14 protein-coding genes are annotated in these 24850 nt (G+C 72.2%); 3 read left to right on the forward strand and 11 right to left on the reverse strand.

Features of this window, described 5'->3' with window-relative positions; all coding sequences use genetic code 11:
* Window positions 1-3 precede the first annotated feature (3 nt).
* The 3 genes from ACFYP5_RS01575 to ACFYP5_RS01585 all read right to left on the reverse strand — a co-directional run bounded on the left by ACFYP5_RS01575 (window position 4) and on the right by ACFYP5_RS01585 (window position 7699).
* Window positions 4-3510: an ATP-dependent DNA helicase gene (locus ACFYP5_RS01575; RefSeq protein ID WP_389029086.1), complete on the reverse strand. Its 3507-nt coding sequence runs from the start codon at window positions 3508-3510 to the stop codon at window positions 4-6.
* 83 nt (window positions 3511-3593) lie between these two features.
* Complete coding sequence (locus ACFYP5_RS01580) at window positions 3594-7022, reverse strand: ATP-dependent helicase (protein ID WP_389029089.1); 3429 nt, start codon at window positions 7020-7022, stop codon at window positions 3594-3596.
* Window positions 7023-7279: 257 nt separating this feature from the next.
* Window positions 7280-7699, reverse strand: coding sequence for an MGMT family protein (locus ACFYP5_RS01585; protein WP_389029091.1), 420 nt, complete (start codon window positions 7697-7699; stop codon window positions 7280-7282).
* 233 nt (window positions 7700-7932) lie between these two features.
* Between ACFYP5_RS01585 and ACFYP5_RS01590 the strand changes: the two genes are divergently transcribed.
* From ACFYP5_RS01590 to ACFYP5_RS01600, 3 genes are all read left to right on the forward strand, one after another.
* Window positions 7933-10767, forward strand: a complete 2835-nt coding sequence (locus ACFYP5_RS01590; RefSeq protein WP_389029094.1) for a lysylphosphatidylglycerol synthase domain-containing protein — start codon at window positions 7933-7935, stop codon at window positions 10765-10767.
* Between the two features lie 99 nt (window positions 10768-10866).
* Entirely contained in the window at window positions 10867-12498 is a 1632-nt protein-coding gene (locus ACFYP5_RS01595) for an alpha/beta hydrolase (protein ID WP_389029097.1), read from the forward strand.
* Window positions 12499-12546: 48 nt separating this feature from the next.
* Complete coding sequence (locus ACFYP5_RS01600; RefSeq protein ID WP_389029100.1) at window positions 12547-14139, forward strand: alpha/beta hydrolase; 1593 nt, start codon at window positions 12547-12549, stop codon at window positions 14137-14139.
* 96 nt (window positions 14140-14235) lie between these two features.
* On the opposite strand, the gene moeZ is transcribed toward ACFYP5_RS01600, so the two are convergent.
* The 8 genes from moeZ to ACFYP5_RS01640 form a co-directional block, all read right to left on the reverse strand.
* Entirely contained in the window at window positions 14236-15414 is a 1179-nt protein-coding gene (gene moeZ / locus ACFYP5_RS01605; RefSeq protein ID WP_389029103.1) for an adenylyltransferase/sulfurtransferase MoeZ, read from the reverse strand.
* Window positions 15415-15498: 84 nt separating this feature from the next.
* Window positions 15499-16353 (reverse strand): spherulation-specific family 4 protein, encoded by an 855-nt coding sequence (locus ACFYP5_RS01610; RefSeq protein ID WP_389029105.1) that lies wholly within the window; start codon window positions 16351-16353, stop codon window positions 15499-15501.
* The gene (locus ACFYP5_RS01615; RefSeq protein WP_389029108.1) at window positions 16341-17306 is read right to left on the reverse strand and encodes an NAD-dependent epimerase/dehydratase family protein; all 966 of its coding nucleotides are present in this window, start codon (window positions 17304-17306) and stop codon (window positions 16341-16343) included. The genes ACFYP5_RS01610 and ACFYP5_RS01615 overlap by 13 nt, the downstream gene beginning before the upstream one ends.
* A 146-nt stretch (window positions 17307-17452) precedes the next feature.
* Complete coding sequence (locus tag ACFYP5_RS01620; RefSeq protein ID WP_389029111.1) at window positions 17453-19132, reverse strand: hypothetical protein; 1680 nt, start codon at window positions 19130-19132, stop codon at window positions 17453-17455.
* Between the two features lie 85 nt (window positions 19133-19217).
* Entirely contained in the window at window positions 19218-20999 is a 1782-nt protein-coding gene (locus ACFYP5_RS01625; protein WP_389030685.1) for a glycosyltransferase, read from the reverse strand.
* 190 nt (window positions 21000-21189) lie between these two features.
* The gene (locus ACFYP5_RS01630) at window positions 21190-22884 is read right to left on the reverse strand and encodes a dipeptide ABC transporter ATP-binding protein (RefSeq protein WP_389029114.1); all 1695 of its coding nucleotides are present in this window, start codon (window positions 22882-22884) and stop codon (window positions 21190-21192) included.
* Window positions 22881-23870, reverse strand: a complete 990-nt coding sequence (locus ACFYP5_RS01635; RefSeq protein ID WP_389029117.1) for an ABC transporter permease — start codon at window positions 23868-23870, stop codon at window positions 22881-22883. Before ACFYP5_RS01635 ends, ACFYP5_RS01630 begins: the two co-directional genes overlap by 4 nt.
* Window positions 23867-24850: an ABC transporter permease gene (locus ACFYP5_RS01640; protein ID WP_389029120.1), complete on the reverse strand. Its 984-nt coding sequence runs from the start codon at window positions 24848-24850 to the stop codon at window positions 23867-23869. Before ACFYP5_RS01640 ends, ACFYP5_RS01635 begins: the two co-directional genes overlap by 4 nt.

The raw sequence follows: 24850 nt of genomic DNA on the forward strand, positions 1-24850 counted from the left end.
AGCCTATCGGCCCGTCGGAGGTGGCTCGTCCAGGAGGAGCTGCTCCAGCTCGGCACGGCCCGGCAGGTGGCCGGGGTGGACTGCCTCCCCGCTGCGGACGAACAGGAATGTGGTCGTGACGGAGTCGAGCGGTACGTCGTGCAGTTCGGCCCAGGCGAGTCGGTAGACCGCGAGCTGGAGCGGGTCGGCGGCCGGGGTGCCCGAGATGCCTTCGCGGCTGCTGGGCACGTTGCGGGTCGTCTTCCAGTCGACGATCTCGTACGTGTACCCGTCGGGGCCCTCGTTGCGGTACACGGCGTCGATCCGGCCGCGGATCACCCGGCCCGCCAGGGTGATCCGGAACGGTGTCTCGACGCGGTACGGCGTGCGGTGGGCGTACGGGGTGCGCTCGAAGGCCTCCTTGAGCGCAGCGAGGTCGCGCTCGTCCGCGATGTCGGCGTCGCTCTCGTCGCCGCCGGGCAGCTCGTCGGGGCCGAGCATGGGCAGCGGCAGCTCCTCGAAGCGGGCCTCCACCCAGGCGTGGAACCGGGTGCCGCGGCGGGCTGCCGGAGCGGGCGGGCGGGGCATGGGGCGGGCCAGCTCCTGGGCGAAGCCGTCGGGGTCGTCGGCGAGACGCAGCAGCTGCGTGGCGGAGAGCGAGGCGGGCACGAGGACCTCGCGCACGGTGGCGCGGGCGCGGCGCAGCTCACCGGCGAGAGCGTCGAGGTCCCGGTCCCAGGAGGCGAGGGTGCGGGCCTCCTCCGGGGTGAGCCGTGAGGGGGTCCGGGCCGCGGGGACGTGGGGGTCGGGGGTGTGTGGTGCGGGGGCCGGGGCCGGTCCCTGGGCCGCGGGGGGTTCGGTCGACCAGGTGTCCCAGTCCGCGGCCTCGTCCGGGTACGGGTCCTCGTCCGCGTACGCGTCGTCGGCGTACGCGTCGTCGTCCGGGAAGGGGAACGGGAACACGTCGTCGTCCGGTGCGGCGGGATAGGCCCCCGGCACCGAGTCTCCCGTCGCGGCCGGCTTCTCCAGATGAGCCAGCACCGTGTCCGCGGCCGCCCGGCGGCGGGCGAGTGCCGTGTCGTCCAGCGGGAGCGGCCAGGCATGGTCGGCGGCCGCGGTGGCCGCCAGCGCCGGGTTCTCCTCGTCCTCGGCCGGCTCGTCCGCCCAGGCCTCGATCTCGCCGTGCCCGGCCGCGCAGTGCTCGTACAGGGCCTGCAGAAAGTCGGACGGGCCGCGCGGCTTCTTCTGGGACGGGCCCCACCAGTGGCCGGAGCCGAGCAGCAGGGTGCGCGGCCGGGTGAAGGTGACGTATCCGAGGCGCAGCTCCTCGGTGTGCTGGTGCTCCTTCATCTCCGATTTGAAGCCCCTGAGCCCCTGGGCGTCCCAGCTGTGGACGACGGGGAGCGTGGCCGCGTCGCCGCGCAGGGCGTGCGGGAGAACCTTCGACTGCGAGGTCCAGGCGTCGCGGGACTGGCCGCTGGGGAACTGGCCGGCGACCAGGCCGGGCACGGCGACGACGTCCCACTCCAGGCCCTTGGACTTGTGGGCGGTGAGGACCTTGACGGTGTTCTCGCCGCCGGGCAGCGCGTTGTCCAGGCCCTTCTCGTACTGGACGGCGGTGCGCAGAAAGCCGAGGAAGGCCAGGAGCGTGGCCTCGCTGTCGACGGCGGCGAAGCGGGCCGCCACGTCCAGGAAGTTGGCGAGGGTCTCCCGGCGGCGGGCGGCCAGGGCCTGCGGCGACGCGGAGAGTTCGACTTCGAGGCCGGTGGTGGCGAGGACGCGGTGCAGGACGTCCATGAGGGGGTCGGCCAGCGAGCGGCGCAGGTCGCGCAGCTCGGTGGCGATGCGGGCGAAGCGGATGCGGGCATCGGTGGAGAACGGCAGCCCGTCGTCCTCCGTACCGCTCGATTCGAGGAACGTGTCGAGGGCGTCGGCGAGCGAGATGACTTCGGCCGGGTCGATGCCTTCGACGGCTTCGGCGAGCCGGCGGTCGGGGTCGAAGTCGTCGTCGGCATGGGTGGCGTGGTGGACGAGGAGGCGGGCGCGGCGGCCGAGGAGGGCCAGGTCGCGCGGGCCGATCCGCCAGCGGGGGCCGGTGAGCAGCCGGACCAGGGAGACGTTCGCGCCGGGGTCCTGGAGGACTTCGCAGACCGCGACGAGGTCGGCGACCTCGGGCAGGTGCAGCAGCCCGGAGAGGCCGACGACCTCGACCGGGATGTCGCGGGAGACGAGCGCGGCCTGGATCTCCGGGAAGTCGCCGGCGGTACGGCACAGGACGGCGATCTCGCCGGGTGCCTTCCCGGTCCGTACGAGATGGGCGATCGAGTCGGCGAGCCAGTCGATCTCTTCGGTGTGGGTACGCAGGAGGGCGCAGCGGACGATGCCGTCGCGCTCGGCGCCCGGGGCGGGGCGCAGTGCCTCGACACCCTCGTGCATGGCGCGCAGCGGCTCGGCGAGCCCGTTGGCCAGGTGCAGCAGTCGGCCGCCGCTGCGACGGTTCTCGCCGAGGGAGTACCGGGTGGCGGGGGTGCCGTCGGCGTGCGGGAAGTGGCGCGGGAAGTCGTCGAGATTGGCGACGGAGGCGCCGCGCCAGCCGTAGATCGCCTGGCAGGGATCACCGACGGCGGTGACGGCGTGCCCGGAGGCGGTGCGGTCGGGGCCGCTGCCGAAGAGGGCGGAGAGCAGCAGCCGCTGGGCGACGGAGGTGTCCTGGTACTCGTCGAGCAGGACCACCCGGTATTCGTCGCGCAGGATCGCGCCGACCTCGGGGCGGGTGAGGGCGAGCTCGGCGGAGAGCGCGATCTGGTCGCCGAAGTCGAGGAGGTCGCGGCTGCGCTTGGCGTCCCGGTAGCGCCGGGTCAGCGAGAGGAGCTCGAGGCGGGCCTCGGCGGTCTCGGGGATCTTGCGCAGCTCGGCGTTGGTGAGCCGGGCCGATGCGAGCGTACGGAGGAGCTCGGTGTCGTACTCCGCGAGCTGTTCGGGGCGGACGAGATGCTCGGCGAGCTCGGCGTCGAGTGCCAGCAGATCACTGACCAGGGTGGGGAACGACCTGGTCAGGGCCGGGTAGGGGCCGGGGGCCTCGCGCAGCACTCGGGCGGCCAGCTGGTAGCGGGTGGCGTCGGCGAGGAGGCGGGTGGTGGGTTCGAGTCCTATCCGCAGTCCGTGCTCGGTGAGGAGCCGTCCGGCGAAGGCGTGGTACGTGGAGATGCTGGGCTCGCCCGGGGGGTTGTCCGGGTCGATGACGTCCGGATCGGTGACCCCGGCGGCGACGAGGGCCTTGCGGACGCGCTCGGAGAGTTCGCCTGCCGCCTTGTTCGTGAACGTGAGCCCGAGGACCTGCTCGGGGGCGACCTGTCCGGTTCCGACCAGCCACACCACGCGCGCCGCCATCACCGTGGTCTTTCCGGACCCGGCTCCGGCCACGACCACCTGCGGGGCGGGCGGCGCCGTGATGCAGGCCGTCTGCTCCGGGGTGAAGGGGATCCCGAGGAGCTCCTTGAGCTGCTCGGGACCGGTGATACGTGAGGACACTCCACAGAGGCTAACCGGGCGGACCGACAGTGTGCGGGGCACCGTGGCGCGCAAGGGCCGACCGTCCACCGCCGGTACCCGCGTCACTCCAGGATGTGGCGGCCCTCCGGCTGCGCGCTGCAGGACGCCCGGAACGTGCAGTGGGTGCAGTGCTGGCCGGTCGTGGGGGTGAAGCGTTCGTCCAGGACGCGGCCCGCGGCCGTGGCCAGCAGATCGGAGACCCACTCGGTGGTGGGCGGCTCCTGGGCCTGCACCTTGGGCAGGGTGTCGCCGCCCTCCTTCTTCGGGGCGGGCTGCCTCAGCTGTACGAGTTCGGCGCCACCGGGGGCGGGACGGTGGCCGTCGAAGATCTCGTCGACCGCCCCTTCCCGGACGGCCAGCTGATACACGGCGAGCTGGGGGTGACGGGCGACCTCGTCCTTCGTCGGAGCCTGCTTTCCGGTCTTGAAGTCGACGACGTACGCCCGGCCGTCGGCGTCCCGTTCGACGCGGTCCATGGAGCCGCGGATGCGTACCTCGTACTCCCCCGCTTCGAGCGTCACGTCGAAGTCGTGCTCGCTCGCGGCGGGGGTGCGGCCGGTGCGGTCCATGACATGCCAGCGAAGGAAGCGCTCGAGGGCGACCCGCGCCTGGTCCTTCTCCTGCTGCGACTTCCAGGGGGCGTCGAAGACCAGTCCGTCCCAGACGGAGTCGAGGCGTTCCATCAGGACCGCCAGATCGGCTGGGGTGCGGCCGGAGGCGACCTCGTCGGCGAGTACGTGCACGACGTTGCCGAAGCCCTGCGCGGCCGTCGCCGGGGCGTCCGCCTTCACCTCACGGCCGAGGAACCACTGCAGGGCGCAGGTGTTGGCGAGCTGGTCGAGCGCGCTGCCGGAGAGAGCCACGGGGTGGTCCCGGTCGCGGAGCGGAACGGCCGAGCGGGTCGGCTCGTACAGGCCCCACCAGCCGTACGGATGGGCCGACGGTACGAGCGGCTGGCCCTCGTCGTCCGTGAGTGCGGCCAGCCGGGCCAGCCGGTGGGCCGCCTCGTCGCGAAGGGCGTCGGAGGCATCCGGGTCGACGGTGGTGGCGCGCAGCTCGGCGACGAGCGCGGCGACGGCGAGGGGGCGGCGGGGGCGGCCGGTGACGTCGCGCGGTTCGACGCCGAGCTCGGTGAGGAAGCGGGACGGCTGGTCGCCGTCGTCGGCGGGGGCCTTCACCGCGGTGACGACCAGGCGTTCTCGGGCGCGGGTCGCTGCGACGTAGAAGAGGCGGCGTTCCTCTGCCAGCAGCGCGCCCGGGGTGAGCGGTTCGGCGAGTCCGTCGCGGCCGATCCGGTCCGCTTCGAGGAGTGAACCGCGACGGCGCAGGTCCGGCCAGAGGCCCTCCTGCACCCCTGCGACGACGACCAGCCGCCACTCCAGCCCCTTCGACCGGTGCGCGGTCATCAGGCGCACGGCGTCGGGGCGTACGACGCGCTTGGAGAGGGTGTCGGCGGCGATGTCCTGGGCGTCGACCTCTTCGAGGAAGTTGAGCGCGCCGCGGCCGCCGGTGCGTTCCTCGGCCCGGGCCGCGGTGTCGAAGAGCGCGCAGACGGCGTCGAGGTCGCGGTCGGCGTTGCGGCCGCCCGCGCCACCACGCAGCGCGGCCCTCTCGAGCCGTCCCGGCCACGGGGTACCGGCCCACAGCTCCCACAGGGCCTCTTCGGCGGTGCCGCCGCCTTCGAGGAGCTCACGGGCCTTGCGCAGGAGCGCGCCGAGACGCTGGGCACCACGGGCGTACGCGGGGTCGTGCGCGACAAGGCGCTCGGGCTCGGCGAGTGCGCGGGCCAGCAGTTCCCCGGAGGGCGCCGGTACGCGATTCCCGGCGGCCCGCTCCTCGTCGCGCAGCGCCCGCCCGAGCCGGCGCAGATCGGCGGCGTCCATCGAGCCGAGAGGCGAGGCGAGGAGGGTGAGAGCGGTCTCGGTGTCGAGCCAGGGCACAGGGGGCTCGTCGGAGACAGGATCCAGGGAGGGATCCGGGGCGGGATCCGCGACCGCGTCCGCTCCCGCTGTCTTCTTCGTAGTCGTCGTGCGGTGCAGCGCCGCCGTGGCGACCACGCGCAGCGCCGTGAGGAGCGGGGCCACCGCCGGTTCGTGGCGCAGCGGGAGGTCGTCGCCGTCGACCTCCAGAGGCACGCCCGCCGAGGTGAGTGCGCGGCGCACCGCGGGGATCGTGCGGCCGCCGGCGCGTACCAGCACCGCCATCTCGTTCCACGGCACGCCGTCCTCCAGATGGGCGCGGCGCAGCAGGTCGGCGATGTTGTCGAGCTCGGTGGACGCGGTCGGGTAGGTGTACGTCTCCACCCGGCCGCCCTCGCGCACCGCGGCGAGCTCACGGTGGGCGCGCACCTTCGCCGACGGCAGGCGGGTCAGCGGCATCCGGCGGGTGAGCAGCCGGGTGGCGGCCAGCAGCTGTTCGCCGGAGCGGCGCGAGGTGGTGAGGACGCCGACCGGGGCCGGGGCGCCGTCCGCTCGCCGGAACGTCTCGGGGAAGTCGAGGATGCCGTTCACATCGGCGCCCCGGAAGGCGTAGATCGACTGGTCCGGGTCGCCGAACGCGATCAGGTCCCGGCCGCCGCCGGCCCCCGGCGCACCACCCCGGTTGCCGGCCAGCGCGTGGAGCAGCCGCACCTGCGCCGGGTCGGTGTCCTGGTACTCGTCGACGAAGACCGCGTCGTACTCGCCGGCGAGCAGCGCCGACACCTCGGGGCGCTCGGCGAGGAGCACCGCCCGGTGGACCAGCTCCGCGTAGTCCAGTACCCCCTGCGCGTCCAGCACGTCCAGGTACTCGGCGAGGAATTCGGCGGCCGCACCCCAGTCCGGGCGGCCGGTGCGGCGCGCGAAGTCGGCGAGGGCGTTCGGGCCGAGGCCCAGCTCGCGGCTGCGGGCGAGCACCGCGCGTACCTCGTCGGCGAAGCCTCGCGTGGTCAGACAGGCCCGCAGCTCGTCGGGCCAGCGGATGTGCGCGAGGCCCTCCTGCTCCAGTTCGAGCTGGCCGGCCAGCAGATCCCGGACGGTGACGTCCTGCTCCGGTCCGGAGAGCAGCCGCAGCGGTTCGGCGAAGAGGTCGGCGTCCTGGTGGGCGCGGACCAGTGCGTAGCAGAAGGAGTGGAACGTGGTGGCCTGCGGGCCGCGGGCGGCGCCGAGCCGGGCGGCCATCCGGTCGCGCAGCTCCACCGCCGCCTTGCGGCTGAAGGTGAGCACGAGGATGCGGGCCGGGTCGCCGCCCCTGGCGACGCGGGCGGCGACCGCCTCGACGAGCGTGGTGGTCTTGCCGGTGCCCGGCCCGGCCAGGACCAGCAGCGGACCGCCGGGGTGATCAACCACCGCCTGCTGCGCCGCGTCCAGGAGAGGGGGGTCCACGGAACCCGGCCGGGTACGGACCAGCCGGTACGCGCCCGTGGTGTTCCCCCTACGCCCCTGCGGGCGTGGGGGGACCCCCTGCCGTGCCTGACGGCCCGGACTGTTCCGGGTGAAGGAGGAGGAGCTCACGTGGATCGCCGGTCCTGGTGGGTGTGCTGGTGGTGAGGGGGCGGGGGTACGCGCCGCGAACTGTCGACGCTACGCCAGCGAAGGGGTCGGATGCGGCGAGTCCGCTGCGGCGATCGTCACGTTCCGCGTCGCACCGCAGGCCTCCCGGAAACTTGTGCGGAGAGTCTCGGAGCAGGTCGGGCAGCAGGTGGGACCGCACTTCTCGCACGTCCTGCGGTCCCGGCTGCTCCCGTCGTGGGACCGAATGGCGGAAGCTGTCAGATGTGAGCTCCGCCGTCCACGCCCTCGGCCCCGCCGTGACCACCGGTCACGCCGTCCCACCGTGCGCGCTTCATGTCGAGGCGCGGTATGTGACCCTCCGCGCTGCGCGACGCCTCGCGCAGCGGGGTGCTCTCCTCGCGGTAGTGGTCCAGCGCCCGCAGTTCGTGGCCGGGCAGCAGCGCGCCGTCGGAGCGCACCACACGCCACCACGGCGCCGCACCGCCGTACAGCGCCATGACCCGGCCGACCTGGCGAGGACCGCCCTCGCCCAGCCACTCCGCGATATCGCCGTACGTCATGACACGGCCGGGTGGGATCAGGTCGGCGACATCGAGCACGCGCTCCGCGTACTCGGGCAGCTCGTCGGGTGCCCGTTCGTCCCTCGCGCCGTCGTCGCCCGTCCGGTGTTCGCTCATCCGACCCATGGTGCCGTACGCCACCGACAGCCCGGACCGGACCGTGAGCGACCGCTGCGTATGCATCCGTTCACCGAGTGTGCACGAAGGAGCAAAGGAGCGTATCTTGCCCATCGCGCGACCGTGCAATGCACCCTGATGCCCCCCTCTGTCTCCAGGCCGTGCCACCATCATGCGGGCGGTGACCGGTGATACGAGAACACGAAGACCAATCAGAGGCGAAGGAGCAGGGCGTGCAGCCACCGAAGGCGGCGGACGCCTCTGATGCCGAGCCGCGACCGGAAGTGGGCCAGGACCGCGCTCAGACACCGGCGCAGAAGTCGGCACCGGAGCAGAAGCCGTCGTCCGGGACGGAGGGCGAGCTGAAGCAGGGGCGCGAGCCGGAGACTGCGCAGCAGGCCCGCCCGCACCATCTGGTCGGCTCCACCCTCTCCACCGTCCGCGCGGCCGAAGAGGCCGACCGTGTCTCCGGGGACGAACCGCTGCTCCCTGCGCGCGTGCACCGCCCCTCCGACCTCATGCGGCTCCTCGTCGGCGTTCTGGCGATCGCCGTCCTGTTCTCCATCGCCGCGTTCGCCCACGGCACGACCACCGGTCTCGAGAACGACATCAACAAGGGCACGGACCAGGCGCCCGACGTCCTCATCAAGATCGCCGGTCTGGTCTCCAGCATCGCCGTGCTGCTCGTACCCGTCGCCTTCGCCATCGAGCGGCTGATCAAACGCGACGGACTACGGATCGCGGACGGGGTTCTTGCCGCCGTGCTCGCGCACGGGGTGACGCTCGCCACCGACCTGTGGGTCGCCAAGTCCGCCTCCGGCACGATCCAGGACGCCCTCACCCAGCCGCAGCCCGGTGCTGCGCTCACCGATCCCGTCCACGGCTATCTCGCGCCGGTCATCGCCTACATGACGGCGGTCGGCATGGCGAGACGGCCGCGCTGGCGGGTCGTGCTGTGGGTGGTGCTGCTGCTCGACGCCTTCGCCATGCTGGTCGGCGGCTATACGACACCGTTCTCGATCATCCTGACCGTGCTGATCGGCTGGACCGTGGCCTACGGCACGCTGTACGCGGTCGGCTCCCCGAACGTCCGGCCGACCGGTCAGCATCTGATGGCCGGTCTGCGCCACGTCGGCTTCCGCCCGGTCACCGCGATGCGCGCCGACGACGCACTCGACTCCGGCGACCAGAGCGACCGGGGACGCCGCTATCTGGCCTCGCTCGAGGACGGCCCACCGCTGGACGTGACGGTCGTCGACCGGGAACAGCAGGCACAGGGCTTCTTCTACCGGGTATGGCGAAGACTCACCCTGCGGGCCATCACCCAGCGCCGCTCCATCCAGTCGCTGCGCCAGGCCCTGGAGCAGGAGGCGCTCCTCGCGTACGCGGCGATCGCCGCCGGGGCCAACGCCCCCAAACTGATCGCCACCTCCGAGCTCGGTCCCGACGCCGTGATGCTGGTGTACGAGCACATCGACGGACGCTCCCTCGACGCGCTCGAGGACGTGGAGATCACCGACGATCTGGTGCGCGGTGCCTGGCGGCAGGTGAAGGCGCTCCAGTCGCGGCGGATCGCGCACCGCCGGCTCACCGGCGACGCGATCCTGGTGGAGCCGTCCGGCACGGTGTTCGTCACCGATCTGCGCGGCGGGGAGATCGCGGCCGGTGATCTGGTGCTGCGGATGGACATCGCCCAGCTGCTCACCACCACCGGTCTGCGGGTGGGCGCCGAGCGGGCCGTCGCGGTCGCGCTCGACGTACTCGGTCCCGACGCCGTCGCCGACTGTCTGCCGCTGCTCCAGCCGATCGCGCTCAGCCGCTCCACACGGGCGGCGCTGCGCAGGCTCGCCCGGGAGCGCTCTCAGCGCGAGCGGGAGGCGGTGCTCGAGGCGTCGGACGCCGCCAAGCGCGCCAAGGCCCAGGAGTCCGAGGTGTCGGAGGCGGAAGGGGTCCCCTCGGTCCCCGCCGACCGCAAGGCGCTCCGGAATGAGAAGCAGGCGGAGAAGCGCGCCGAGAAGCGGGCGATAGACGATGCGCTGGACGAGGCCCGCGAGGAGGATCTGCTGACCCAGATCCGCCGCCAGGTGCTGCTGATCCGACCGCAGGCGCCCGTCGAGCCGGTTCGGCTGGAGCGGATCAAGCCGCGCACGCTGCTCAGCTTCATCGCCGGCGCCATCGCCGCGTACTTCCTGATCTCCCAGGTCACGGAGGCCGACTTCGGTGCGGTCGTCGAGCAGGCGGAGTGGGGCTGGGTGGCGGCGGCGCTCGGGTTCTCGGCGCTGAGTTACATCGCGGCCGCGATGAGCCTGCTGGGGTTCGTGCCGGAGCGGGTGCCGTTCGGCAAGACCGTGCTGGCGCAGGTGGCCGGCTCGTTCGTGAAGATCGTCGCGCCGCCCGCGGTCGGTGGGGTGGCGCTGAACACGCGCTTCCTGCAGCGTTCCGGGGTGCGCCCGGGCCTGGCCGTCGCGAGTGTCGGCGCCTCGCAGCTGTTCGGGCTCGGCTGCCATGTGCTGCTGCTGGGCGCGTTCGGCTATCTGACCGGTACCGAGAAGACCCCGTCGTCCCTCACCCCGTCCAGGACGGTGATCGCCGGACTGCTGACCGTCGCGGTGCTCGTGCTGGTGGTGACCGCCATCCCGTTCCTGCGGAAGTTCGTGGTGACGCGGGTACGGTCGCTGTTCGCCGGAGTGGTACCGCGCATGCTCGACGTCGTGCAGCGGCCGCAGAAGCTGCTCACCGGCATCGGCGGCATGCTGCTGCTGACCGGCCTGTTCGTGATGTGTCTGGATGCGTCGATCCGGGCGTTCAGCGGTCCCGACGTACCGCAGCTCAGCTATGCGAGCATCGCGGTGGTCTTCCTGGCCGGCAACGCCCTGGGGTCGGCTGCGCCGACGCCGGGCGGCATGGGGGCGGTCGAGGGTGCGCTGACGCTGGGGCTGATCGCGGTCGGTCTGCCCAAGGAGGTCGCGGCGCCCGCCGTGCTGCTGTTCCGGCTGATGACGCTGTGGCTGCCGGTCCTTCCCGGCTGGCTCTGCTTCAACCACCTCACCCGCAAGGACGCTCTCTAAGGGCTGTCCCGGCTCACCGGCCCGGTCTCCGGACCTCGCCGCCACCCGCTTGGACCGGCGTCCCGCGCGCGGTCCCGCACCCCATCGCACGATGGAGCAATGAGGACCCCCCCTGACCTGCGCGCCGCAGCCCTTGCCGCAACCGTGACCGTTCTGCTGCCCCTCACCGCCTGTTCGGACAGCGGCGACGGTGCGGCCGGCACGGACCGCACCCGGAACTCTCCGCACGCGGCGAACGCCGCCGAGACGTCGGTGCCGGCCGGCCTGACTTCCCAGAAGCTGGAGTGGAAGCCCTGTCCCGCCCCTTCCGCGGCACAGGGCGGCGGCACCGCCCCCACCCCCCTCCCAGGTGGCACCACCTGGGAGTGCTCCTCCATAAAGGTCCCGCTCGACTACGCGAAGCCGGACGGCAACACGATCGAACTGGCGCTCGTCCGCGCCAAGGCCATCAACCGGAACAAACGGATCGGCTCACTCATCCTCAACTTCGGCGGCCCCGGCGCCTCCGGCGTCGCCACGCTGCCCGAGTTCGGCACCACGTACGACAAGCTCCGGAGCCGCTACGACCTGGTGAGCTTCGATCCACGAGGGGTCGGCCGCAGCGAGGGCGTGAAGTGCGAGAACGACAAGCAGCTCGACGCGCGCTTCCAGAGCGACCTCACCCCGGACGACGCCGCCGAGGTGCAGGCCTACGCCGACGAGCAGAAGAGGTACGTGGCGGCCTGCGAGAAGAACTCCGGGGCCGAACTCCCCTACGTCGGCACCACCAACGCCGCACGTGACATGAATCTGATGCACCAGGTGCTCGGCGACGAGAAGCTTCACTACCTCGGTTTCTCCTACGGCACCGAACTGGGTGGCGTCTACGCCCACTTGTTCCCGAAGAGCGTCGGCAGGATGGTGCTCGACGCGGTCGTCGACCCGACCGAGGACACCGAACAGTCCTCCCTCGGCCAGGCCCAGGGTTTCCAGCTGGCCCTGGAGAACTTCACCAAGGACTGCGTGAAGCGCGGCGCCGCCTGCAAACTCCCCGGTTCCACCGGGAAGGAGGTCGAGCTGTGGATCGCCGATCTTCTCCAGCGGTTGGAGAAGACGCCGGTCACGGGGCTCGGCACGCGGCAGCTGACGCAGTCCCAGGCCATTACCGGGATCGCGGACGCCCTCTACTCCCGGGAGACCTGGCCGCTGCTGGAAGAGGGACTCGACGAAGCGGACGGCGGCAACGGCGCGCTGCTCCTGGCCTTCGCCGACTCGCTGAACGGCCGCTCCGACGACGGTCGTTACGACAACTTGACGGCCGCCAACACGGCCATCAACTGCGTCGACACCAAGCAGCGGTTCAGCGTCGACGAGACGAAGGCGAAGCTTCCGGAGTTCCGGAAGGCGTCGCCGATCTTCGGTGAGTATCTGGGCTGGGGTCTGCTGGCATGCACCGGCTGGCCGGTGAGGGGCGCCTGGGACACCCCGAACGTCAGTGCTCCCGGAGCGCCCCCCATCCTCGTCATCGGCAACACGGGAGACCCGGCGACCCCGTACAAGGGTGCGAAGGCGATGGTCGACGCCCTGGGCAAGGGCGTCGGGGTGGAGGTGACGTACGAGGGCCAGGGGCACGGCGCGTACAACACCGGCGACGCCTGTGTGCAGAAGACAGTGGGCGACTATCTGTTGGACGGCAAAGTTCCGGCGGCCGGTACTGTCTGTCGATTAGAGGCTGACGGCAGCGACAAGTAGCACGCGTCGCACGCCGTCCGTACAGGCACGACGGGGAGGGACGTACAGGTGGTTCACCATGCTCGCGCCGGGGCGCTGGCCGCTGCCGCACTGCTGCTGACGGGGGTGCTCGCGGGCTGTGACGGGGGCGCGGACGCGAAGGCGGACGGCAAGGCGGGCCGCAGTGCGGCCCCCTCGTCCGGGGCGTCCGGTGCCGCGTCCGACGGATCGGACGGGAAGCCGGGTGCGCTGCCCGCTCTGCCCGCGGCCCTGACCTCCCAGCGTCCGGTCTGGAACCGGTGCAAGGCAGTCGGGGGCGAGAGCGCACCGGCGTCCGGCTGGAGGTGTGCGACGGTCAAGGTGCCGTTGAACTACGCCGAGCCGGCCGGCGACACGATCGGGATCGCGCTGATCCGCAAGGAGGCCCGGGACAAGGGCCGTCGGCTCGGCACGATGCTGTTCAACTTCGGCGGCCCCGGTGGCTCGGGCGTCTCGATACTGCCGCGCGCCGCCGGATCGTACGGAAAGCTCAACACCCGCTACGACCTGGTGAGTTTCGATCCGCGCGGGGTCGCGCAGAGCTCCGGGGTGAAGTGCCGCACCGACCGGGAGCAGGAGGACGCCAACCGGAAGATCGACCTGACTCCGGACACGGCCGCCGAGGAGGCGGCGTTCATGAAGGACGGCGCGGCCTTCGGTGCCGGCTGCGAGCGCAGCTCGGGCAAGGTCCTCCCGTACGTCGGTACGACGAACGCCGCGCGGGACATGGATCTGATCCGCGAGGTGCTCGGCGACAAGAAGCTCACGTACTTCGGCATCTCGTACGGCACGGAGCTCGGCGGTACGTACGCGCATCTGTACCCGAAGAACGTGGGGCGCACGGTCCTCGACGCGGTCGTCGACCCGACCGCCGACACGATCGGGCACGCCCGCAACCAGGCGACCGGCTTCCAGCGGGCGCTGGAGAACTACCTCAAGGACCGTGGCCAGGACCCGAAGGCGGGCACCCGGCGCATCGCCCGGCTGCTGGAGCGGATCGACGGGAAGCCGCTGCCGACCGGCTCGGGCCGCAAGCTCAACGAGACGCTGGCGATCACCGGCATCGTGACGCCGCTCTACTCCAAGAGCAGTTGGCCCGTTCTGACGCAGGCGCTGGACGAGGCCGAGAACCAGGGCACCGGCAATCTTCTCCTCCGGCTCGCCGACTCCTACAACGGCCGTGACGCGAACGGGCACTACGACACCCAGAGCCACTCGCAGCGCGCCATCTCCTGCGCGGACAGCAAGCTCCGGCCGACGGCGGACGACGCGAAGGCGCTGCTGCCCGAGTTCCGGAAGCTGTCCCCGGTCTTCGGCCCGTTCCTGGCGTGGGACACGGCCGGCTGGTGTGCCGACTGGCCGGTGAAGGGTGAGCACGACACCCCGGAGGCGAGTGCCCCGGGCGCCGGTCCGATCCTGGTCGTCGGGACGACCGGTGACCCGGCGACGCCCTACGAGGGTGCCCAGAAGATGGCGGACGAGCTGGGCAAAGGCGTCGGCATCATGCTCACCAACAAGGGCGAGGGACACGGCGCATACGGCGAGAGCGCGTGTGTGACGTCGACCGTGGACGCGTACTTCCTGGACGGGAAGGTGCCGGCCAACGGCAGGACCTGCTCGTAGAACAGGTCGACGGATACGCCGAAGGGGCCGGCCCGCGCAGTGCGGACCGGCCCCTTCGAAGCTTTCAGCCCCCTTACGGAGGCTCGGCACAGCGGCTCAGTACACCGGCTTCTCGGGCTCGATCTGGTTGACCCAGCCGATCACGCCGCCGCCGACGTGCACCGCGTCGGCGAAGCCCGCCGACTTGAGGACCGCGAGGACCTCGGCGCTGCGGACACCGGTCTTGCAGTGCAGGACGATGCGCTTGTCCTGCGGGAGGTCCTGCAGGGCGCTGCCCATCAGGAACTCGTTCTTCGGGATCAGCTTCGCGCCGGGGATCGAGACGATCTCGTACTCGTTGGGCTCGCGGACGTCGATGATCTCGATCTTCTCGTCGGCGTCGATCCACTCCTTGAGCTGCTTCGGAGTGATCGTGGAGCCGAGCGCCGCCTCCTGGGCCTCCTCGGACACGACACCGCAGAAGGCCTCGTAGTCGATGAGCTCGGTGACAGTCGGGTTCTCGCCGCAGACCGCGCAGTCGGGGTCCTTGCGGACCTTGACCTGGCGGTACTGCATCTCCAGCGCGTCGTAGATCATCAGCCGGCCGACCAGCGGGTCACCGATGCCGGCGAGCAGCTTGATGGCCTCGTTGACCTGGATGGAGCCGACGGATGCGCAGAGCACGCCCAGCACGCCGCCCTCGGCGCAGGACGGGACCATGCCGGGGGGCGGCGGCTCCGGGTAGAGGCAGCGGTAGCAGGGACCGTGCTCCGACCAGAAGACGGACGCCTGGCCGTCGAAGCGGTAGATCGAACCCCACACGTACGGCTTGTTCAGCAGCACCGCGGCGTCGTTGACGAGATAGCGGGTGGCGAAGTTGTCCGTGCCGTCCACGATCAGGTCGTACTGGGCGAAGATCTCCATCACGTTCTCGGCTTCGAGCCGCTCTTCGTGAAGGACGACGTTCACATACGGGTTGATGCCCAGGACCGAGTCCTTGGCGGACTGGGCCTTGGAACGGCCGATGTCGGCCTGGCTGTGGATGATCTGGCGCTGCAGGTTCGACTCGTCGACCTCGTCGAACTCCACGATGCCGAGCGTGCCGACACCGGCCGCGGCCAGGTACATCAGGGCCGGCGAGCCGAGACCGCCGGCGCCCACACAGAGCACCTTCGCGTTCTTCAGCCGCTTCTGTCCGTCCATCCCGACATCCGGGATGATCAGGTGGCGGGAGTACCTGCGGACCTCGTCGACGGTGAGCTCAGCAGCTGGCTCGACCAGGGGTGGCAGCGACACAGGAACCTCAACAATGCAGGTGGTCGGTTTCTACGTACTTCATCTACGTACGGTTGTTCTCCCGTAACACTGCCACGCCACTCCTCATTCCGAGATACCAGGTCCGATCCGCGAGACGATTTCGTCCCAGTACCCGGGCAGCGCCGCGAATGGGTCGATTTGTCCACCATGATCGGTGCGGATCGTGCGGTCGGTGAAGAAGATCGTCCCGGCCCCCTGCCAGCGGGCGATCCGCATCGCCTCGTCGAGGTGGGTGCGCGGGACGCCGTGCACGAAGTGCGCGAAACGTTCCGGCGGGTAGTCCGCGGTCCACTCCGCCACCTGCGACCAGCGGTAGTCGGTCCACGGCCCGGAGAAGGTGACCAGCTGGTCGGCCGTCTCGGCGTAGCCGGGATACGGGTGGGTGCCGTGCCCCAGCACCAGCAGCCCGCTGCCGGCCTCTTCGTCCCCGCTGTCCTTGCCTTCCTCGCGCTCCTCCAGGAGCGCGGCGAGGGTGCTGGTGAGGCGGCGGACCGCCGGAAGGTCGGCGCGCTCGGCCGGACACCGGTCGAGGTAGAAGCCGTCGACACGGTACCAGTCGAGGTAGGACTGCGCGTCGGCGATCAGCTCGCCGAACGGCCGGTTGCCGAAGGTCAGATCGAGATGGCCCAGCAGCAGGCCGCCGCTCGCCCGGACGGCGTCCTGCGCAGCCCTGTCGTGCACGGCCCGTTCGCGGGCGTTGCGGAGCCGGCCCGCGGCCTCCAGACAGTGCGGGTCGGGCCGGGCGCCGGGGCCGTTGTCGATGTTGAGGACCGCCCAGTGCAGCGGGGTGCCGGAGCGGGTCAGCTCGGCCCACTCGGTGGGCGCGAGCAGCGGGTGCGCGTACCCCGGGACGCCGAAGCCGAGCTGCTCGGCGCCACTGGTCCGGCGGGCGGTACCGGCGCTGGTCAGATGCGGCATGCCGCCTCCATCCAGATGTCGGCGAGGGACTCCTCCAGATTGATCCGGGGCCGCCAGCCGAGCCGGTCGCGAGCGGTGCGGACGTCCGCCTGCTGCCAGGCCCCGCAGCCGTCCGGGTACGGGGACGGGGTCGCCGAGAGGTGTTCGATGACGGACTCGGCCGGGGTACGCGGGGCGCCGATGGGGAGCCGGGCGGGAGGGGTGTCGAGCTCGTGCAGAGCGCCCGGGTAACCCGCGACCTTGGCGAGCACGGCGGCCGCGTCGCGCAGCCGCACGGCCCGGCCGGTACCGATGTTGATGACGCCCTGCGCGGCGGAGAGCGACGCGGCGTGCACGGCGCGGGCGACATCCCGTACGTCGACGAAGTCGCGCTGCACACCGAGGCCACTGAGTTTCAGCTCGCCGTCGCCCGACTGCATGGCACGGCGCATCGCCTCGGCGAGCCGGCCCAGCGGTGAGCCGGCCGGGGTGCCGGGGCCGACCGGCGAGAAGACCCGCAGCACGACCGCGTCGAGGCCTGAGCCGAGGACGAGTTCGGTGGCGGCGAGCTTGGAGACGCCGTACGGGCCGCCGGGGCGCGGCACGGCGTCCTCCGCCGTCGAGGAGCCGGGCTGCGAGGGCCCGTACTCCGAGGAGCAGCCGACCTGGACGAGACGGGCGCTGCAGCCGCTGCGGCGCATCGCCTCGCAGACGGTGGCGACGGCGACAGTGTTGTGCCGGGTCAGATCACGGGCGCCGCCGCGGGTGGCGCCCGCGCAGTTGACGACGACCCCGGGGTGGACGGCGTCCAGGAAGCGGGTGAGTGCTCCTGGGCTGCCACCGGCCAGGTCGAACCGTACGTCGGCGTCGTCGCCGCGGCCGAGCGCGGTCAGGTGCACGGCGGGGTCGGCGAGCAGACGGTCGGCCACGAACCGGCCGAGGAATCCATTGGCTCCGAGCAGCAGAACCCTCATCGTGTGCCCCCTTCGTGCCGACGGCGGGCTGCCGGTGCGGGGGATTGGGGGGTCATGTCCGGTGTCTCCTTGGGGAGGTTGCGAGCGTTACGGGACAGGCACCCGCGGCGTCGGCTCCGCGGGGTTAGTGCGGGGTCGTACGGGGCTTACGCGCGGGTGTGGGCGGAGGCCCTGGAGAGAGCGACGGTGGCGTGGATCAGCAGCCCGAGCGCGGCTGCGCCGCAGGCGATGGCGGGTACGGCTCCGGTGCCGGCCGCCGCTACGACGGTGTAGACGGGCTGGGCGACGAAGTGCAGGCCGGGCAGCCGCCCGGCCAGGACCAGGGCGGGCGCGACCGCTTCGACGGCGCAGGCTGCGGCGAGTCCGGTGGTGGCGGGCTCGGGGAAGCCGTGGACGGTCAGCAGCCGGGACAGCAGGAGCAGGACGCCGACGGCGGCGGCCGCGACGGGGTCGCCACCGCCTCCGTATCCGAGGTCGGCGAGGTGGAGCAGCCCGGTGAGGACGCACAGGAAGAGCGCGACGGTCCCGAAGAGCAGGGGACGCACACCTGCTGCGAACTCCTCCAGCGCGCGGCTGCCGGCGAGTTTGCGCTGTGCGTGCACGGAGAAGAGGTGCGCGCACCAGGCCGCCGGGGCGACGGCGAGCGCGAGCCCCAGGAGGGGTGCGGGGGTGATGGCCCAGGGCCCTTCGGGGCCACCGCTGAGGACCTGGTCGATCAGGGCTTCGCCGTACAGGACGTACCCGAGAAGCCAGTACCCGTAGGCTCCGGCGGCAGCCGACGAGCGTCCGTCGGCTGCGTGCAGGGGGCCGCTCCGCAGGCACAGACCGAGGCCGAGGAGCGCGACCAGCGCCCCGATGAGGGCCACGGTGAGCCGCCCCCCGCCACCGAGCACCCCGTCGGTGAGCTTCAGGACGACAGCGGTCGCGGTGCAGGCGGCGCCGGGCAGCAGCGCGCGGAGCGACCAGGCGGCGCGTGTCTCGATGTCACGCATCGGCGCGGGCGTCGCGCGACCGGGCTCGCCCGCGACGGCGGGCACGCGCGCGTAGAGCTCCTCGGCCAGCGAGAAGACGTCACGGTGCCGGTAGCGGGCGGCGGTACGGTCGGTGACCCCGTGGGCTTCGAGCCCGGCGGCGATCTCCAGGGGGTCGACGGCGCGTTCGCAGAGCTCGCGGTGCCGGTGCATGAGCGTCTTCACGGGGTCGATGGGCCCGCGCCGGGCCGCGCTGGGTTTGCGCGCGGAGACGGCGGGGGTGTGTGCGATCTCGGGTGCGCGGGCGATGGGGGCGGCGTCGGCCGCGGCCTTGGCTCCGGCCCCCTCCGGCTCCTCGGTGGCGCGGCGGTGCCGGGCGACGCTCTCCTTCGGCGGGTGGACCGGGCCGGTGGGCAGGGGTCGGTGCGGGTCGGGGGCCCGATCCAGGGCCGGGGCCCCGTGCAGGTCTGCGGCGGGATCCGGCTCCGCGGTCGGCGGCTGGTCCGCTTCCGGGCCTCCGGCCGCGTCCGGCGCCTTTGGCGTGGCCGGGTCCGTCTCCGGGGCGTGTGGGCCTTCGCCCCGGTCGGAGCTCCCGTCCCGCCTCATGAAATGCCCCATGACCGACGCCGGCCACCCCTTTCCGGTGAGACCGGGCAGCACCGGCGTGCGACCCTTCCCGGTGAGGCCCGGCAGCACCGGTGCCCGCCCCGGCCCGGATGCGGGCAGGCCCCAAGCCGGTGCGGAGATCTCCGCGACCCGTGTCTCGGAGACCGGTGCCTCCGAGCGGGAGTCCCAGCTCGCGTCGGGCATCGGTGTGCCCGAGGCACCAGGTGCCTCGGTCGGGCGGCCGCCCATGGGGGTTCCTCCGTGTTCTTCGCCAAGTCCGTGGGACCGGCCGGCGGGTGCGTCCCGCCGGCCCGCCCTCGTGTCCGTCTCTCGCTCACACATCGCCGTCCCCCGTTCGCCGCGCGCCCGCGCACACGCCCTCGGCGGCCCAGCTCGGGGTGCGCCCGGCCGTGAGCGGAACGGGGGCCGACCAGCCGCCCAGCACATGGGCCTCCGGCGGTGTCGCGAACGGGCGTGGGGCACCGTCCGCGTTCAGCGCATGCGTGTCTCTGCGCACCGGGGAGTGCGAGATCAGCTCCAGGTAAATGCCGCGAAATGCCGCGAGGTTCTGTTCGACGGTGAAGAGCTCGAGCGCACGGGCGCGGGCCGCCGCGCCGAGGCGCGCACGGCGCTCGGGGTCGCGCAGCAGCGTGATGCAGGCGTCGGCGAGCGCCCGGGGGTTGCGCGGGGGCACCACCAGCCCCGTACCGCCGATGACTTCGACCACGGCGCCGACGTCCGTCGACACCGTGGCACGTCCGCAGAACATCGCCTCGACCAGGCTGATCGGGAAGCCTTCGACGACGCTGGAGAGGACCACGATCCCGCCGGCCGCATACGCCTCCGCCAGGTCGGGCAGTTCGGCGTCACCGATGTCCTCGAAGGAGACCGGGTTGTCACCGATGGCGTGCGCGTCGGCGGCCTCGTCGGGAAAGAGCTGGGCGGCAAGCGCCCGGCATTGGGCGAGGTATGCGGCACCTTCCGCGCACGGTGCCGGTGCGCCGATGATGCGCAGCCGCGCGTCCGGTTCGGCCTTCCGCACCTCGGCGAATGCGTGCAGCAGCGCGATCAGGTCCTTGGAGGGTTCGATCCTGCCGACCCAGACCAGCGTGTCGGGTCCACCGTCGTCGCCGCTCTCCCCGAGCGCGGCGAAGCGGGCCGCCTCCATGCCGGGGTAGACGGTGCGCACCTTGGCCCGGTCGGCCCCGCACCGCTCCTGCCAGCGGCGGGCGTGCGTATTGCCCGGGGTGATGAGCGCGGCCTGCCGGTACACCTCGGTGGCGAGCCGTCCGAGGAAGTTGGCGAGGAGGGCGCGTACCGGCGCACTGAGTGGCGTGCCGGTCGCCGCGAGGTAGTGCGCCCGCAGCTGCACACCGTGCTCGGTGACCAGCAGCGGCACCCCGAAGAAGCGTTTGGCCAGCAGCCCCGGCAGAGCGGCGGCTCCGCCGGACGTGGCGTGGCAGAGGTCGACCGTGCCGAGGCTCTCCTCGTCGTACCAGTCGAGGGAGAGCGGACGCAGGACGCGGTCCAGCTCCGCGGCGAAGGCGAGGAGGTCGGGGACGGTCGCGGTCTGGACGGTGCGGCCGGTGCCGGGGGCGCGACAAGCGGCTTCGAGCACGCGGACGGCGGTTTCGGAGCGGAGCGCCGCGGGTAGTCCGCCGTGTTCGCGGGCCAGTTCGGCGAGTCCGTACAGCCCGTCCGTGAACTGCGCGTCGGCGGTGTCGCAGGCACCCGTACGACGTACGCCGTCCGCTTCGTCGCGCGTCACCTCCGTCGTACAGATGGATGTCGCGAGCGCCGTGAAGTGCGCTGTGAAGCGACGCCGTTCGCGACGTCCGTACGACCGCCCGCCCCCGCCGGTCAGCAGCCGGGCGAGCAGCCCCTTGGGGGCGTGGCCGCCCAGGGTCTCCTCGTCGGTCATCCACAGCGGCGCCGTCCGCACCCGGCTGACCTGGGGCGGGAGCTGTACCCAGCCCTGCGCCTCCTGCTCGGCGGAGCGGCTGAGCGCGTAGAGATCGAACTCGTGCGTCAGTCCGCGCACCAGACGGTCGCACCAGAGTCTGGACTCACCGGTCGCATACGGATAACCACCGTCGGTGAGGAGTCCGATCCGCACGAGCACACCCCCGATCTCCCTTGTGGGCGGCCGCCGTTGAATTGGCGACTCGCAGCGGGACGACCGTAAGCGGATACGCCGGTGGCGCGACGGACGGTTGTCCATCGCGCCACCGAAAGGGGTGAACCGTCGTAACTTTCCCGCCCCGGTAGCGTTCCGTCGCGCTATGAGGCAGATCGGTTACGCAGGGTCAGGCTGCGGCCAGCTCCTTGCGGGCTGTGCGGCGCACCGCCGCGAGCGCCGGATCGAGGGCGGGCACGGCGGCCAGCAGCTGCCTGGTGTACGGATCCTGGGGCGCCCCGTACACCTCGTCGACACTGCCCTGTTCGACGATCCTGCCCTGCCGCATCACCGCGACCCGGTCGCTGACCTGCCGAACGACCGCGAGGTCATGGGCGATGAAGACCAGTCCGAGGCCGAGTTCGCGCTGGAGCTCGGCGAGGAGTGCGGTGACCTGGGCCTGGGTGGTGACGTCGAGCGCGGAGACCGGTTCGTCGCAGACGATCAGCTTGGGATCGGCGGCGAGCGCGCGGGCGATGCCGACGCGCTGGCGCTGTCCCCCGCTGAACTCGTGCGGGTACCGGTCGTACCGGTCGGGGTCGAGGCCGACGCGTTCCAGCAGTTCCTGGACGCGGGCCCGGATCCGGGTGTCGTCGAGTGCGCCCGCCGCGCGCAGCGGATCGGCGACGGATTCACCGATCGAGCGGCGCGGGTTGAGCGAGGCGACAGGGTCCTGGAAGACCATCTGGAGCTCGCGCCGGTGCGGGCGCAGCGCCTTGTCCGACAGCGATCCGATCTCCGTGCCCCGGTAGTGGAGCCGGCCCGCGGTCGGGTCGAGGAGGCGGACGAGCATCCGGCCGAGCGTCGTCTTGCCGCTGCCGCTCTCGCCGACGATGCCGAGTGTCTCGCCGGGGTGGACGGTGAGCGATACCCCGTCCACGGCGGTGATCCGGCTGCGGCCCCGTCCGAATTCGCGGCGCAGGTCGATGGCCTCGAGCAGCGGCTCGCCCGCCTGCGTGACGCGGGACACGGCGCCGTCGGGCCCCGGCTCGCCGGCGTCCGCGACGCGAGCCGCCGGAACCGGCACCGCCTCCGGGCGCTTCGCGTCCACCCGCGGTACGGCGGCCAGCAGTTCACGCGTGTACGGCTGCCGGGGCGCGCCGAGCACCTCGGCGACCGGGCCGCGCTCCACCTCCCGGCCCGACTGCATGACCAGTACCTCGTCGACGCTCTCCGCCGCGACGCCCACATCGTGGGTGACCAGCAGGAGCCCCATGCCGGTCTCCCGGCGCAGCGAGTGCAGCAGGTCCAGGATCTGGGCCTGGACGGTGACGTCCAGCGCGGTCGTCGGTTCGTCGGCGATCAGCAGCCGCGGCTCGCAGGCCAGCGCCATCGCGATCAGCGCGCGCTGCCGCATCCCGCCGGAGAACTCGTGCGGCCGGGACCGCGACCGCCGCGCCGCGTCGGGGATCCCGACCCGGTCGAGCACGTCGACGGCCCGCGCCCGCGCCGCCCGCCCGGAGGCGCGCGTGTGGACCCGGTACACCTCGGCGATCTGGTCACCGACCGCGTAGTACGGGTCCAGCGAGGACAGCGGGTCCTGGAAGACCATCGCGGCCTTCGCCCCGCGCAGCGCCCGCAGTTCCGCGTCCGCCGCCGCCTGTACGTCCACGCCGGCGACCCGGATCGAGCCGCCTACCGTGGCGCCTGTCCCCCGGTGCAGCCCGAGCAGCGCGTACGCCGACGCGCTCTTGCCGGAGCCGGACTCGCCGACGACACCGAGCGCGCCGCCCTCCTCCAGCGTGAAGGACAGGCCGTCCACGGCCCTTGCACCGTCCGCGCCGTCGAAGGAGATGGTCAGATCGGAGACCTCGACCAGACTCATGCCAGCACCACCCGACGGTCGGCCATCGCCTGCAGGATGTCCGCGACGGCATTGGCAAGGACGACGAAGAAGCCGGTGACGAGCACCAGGCCGACGACGACCGGCAGGTCGACGTTCTTCACGGCGTCGACGAGTTCGCGTCCGACGCCGGGGATGTTGAAGAGCGACTCGGTGAGGACGGCGCCGCCGAACATCGAGCCGATGTCCAGTGCGCCGAGCGCGATCACGGGGCCGAGCGCGCCGCGCAGCGCGTGCCGCCCGACGAGCTTCCGCTCGCTCACCCCGTACGCCCGGAAGGTGCGCACATGGTCCTCGGCGAGGGTCTCCAGCATCGACGCCCGGGTCATCCGGGCGTACGGAGCGGCGGAGACCAGGGCCAGTGACACCCAGGGCAGCAGCAGGTTCCAGGCCCACTGTTCCGGGTTCTCGGTGAGCGGTACGTAGTCGGGGAACGGCAGCAGCTGCAGCGCCGAGCAGAAGACGATGATCAGCAGCAGGCCGACCACGAAGACGGGCGTGGCCATGCCGGCCAGGGTCAGTCCGGTGAGAAGCCGCTCGGTCGCGCGGCCGCGCCGCCAGACCGAGAGCAGCCCGGTGCCGACGCCGAGCACGATCCACAGCACGAAGGCGCCGATGGCGAGCGAGGCGGTGGCCGGGAGCTTGGTGAGGATCATCCGGGTGACCTGCTCGTCGTTCTGGTAGGAGCGTCCGAGGCAAGGTGCCTGGCAGTGCAGGATTCCGGTGCCGGTCGAGTAGTCGCGGCCGGCGAAGATCCCCTGGAGGAAGTGCGCGTACTGCAGGTACAGCGGGTCGCCGAGCCGCAGTTGGTCGCTGACCTGTGCCACCTGGGCGGGCGAGCAGCGCGGACCGCAGGCGATCTGTGCGACGTTGCCCGGGGCGACGTAGAAGGCGGCGTAGACGACGACGCTGAGGGCGAGGAGCACGAAGAGCGCCCCGCCGATGCGCCGCAGCAGGAACCGGCTCATGCTCCGGCCTCCTTCTTGCGTCCGGTGCCGATCCGCAGCCGGGAGGCGACGCGCGGGTCGAGCGCGTTGCGTACGCCTTCACCGAGGACGGTCAGCGCCAGCACGGTGATGAAGATCAGCAGGGCGGGGATCAGCAGATAGGTGGGCGCCGCCTGGTACCAGGTGTCGGCGTCGCTGAGCATCTGCCCCCAGGACGGCGTGGGTGGTTTGATGCCGACGCCGAGGAAGGACAGCGCCGCTTCGACGACGATGTTGCCGGGGAAGAGCAGCACGGCGTAGGTGATGACGGGTGCGGCGAGCGCGGGCAGCAGCTCACGCCGGGCGATCCGCCAACCGCCCCAGCCGCTGAGCCGGGCGGCCGCCACGTGGTCGAGCGACTTCAGCGCGAGGGTCTGGGCGCGCACGATCTTGGAGATGCCGGACCAGCCGACCAGGCCGACGATCGCGGCGATCAGCACCGGACGCGGGAAGTCGGCGGGGACGACGGCGAGCGCGCCGAGCGCGATCACCATGACGGGCAGGGCGACGACGACATCGGTGACACGACTGAGCGCCTGGTCGACGAAGCGGTTGCCGAGTCCGGCAGCCAGCCCGACGACCACGCCGATGATCACCTGGAGCAGGGTCGCGGCCAGCGCGACGCCGAGCGAGACCCGGGCCCCGTACACGACGCGGGCGAAGAGATCGCGGCCGGTGAGCGGTTCGACGCCGAGCCAGTGGTCGGCGCTGATCCCGCCGAACGAGCCCAGCGGTACACCGCCGGTCGCGGAGTCGACGAGGTTCGCGTGGTAGGTGGTGGGGTCCTGGCCCTCGATGCCCGCCAGCAGTGGGGCGGCGAGCGCGACCAGGACCAGCAGGGCGACGATCACGGCCGCCACGGCGGCGGAGCGCCGTGCGCGCAGCCGCCGCCAGAACGAGGAGGCCCCGGAGGCGGGGGCCTGCACGGCCCCCGCCTCCTTGACCAGCAGAGCTTCAGCCAT

The sequence above is a fragment of the Streptomyces sp. NPDC005262 genome (genome assembly GCF_042872425.1).
Classification (GTDB): domain Bacteria; phylum Actinomycetota; class Actinomycetes; order Streptomycetales; family Streptomycetaceae; genus Streptomyces.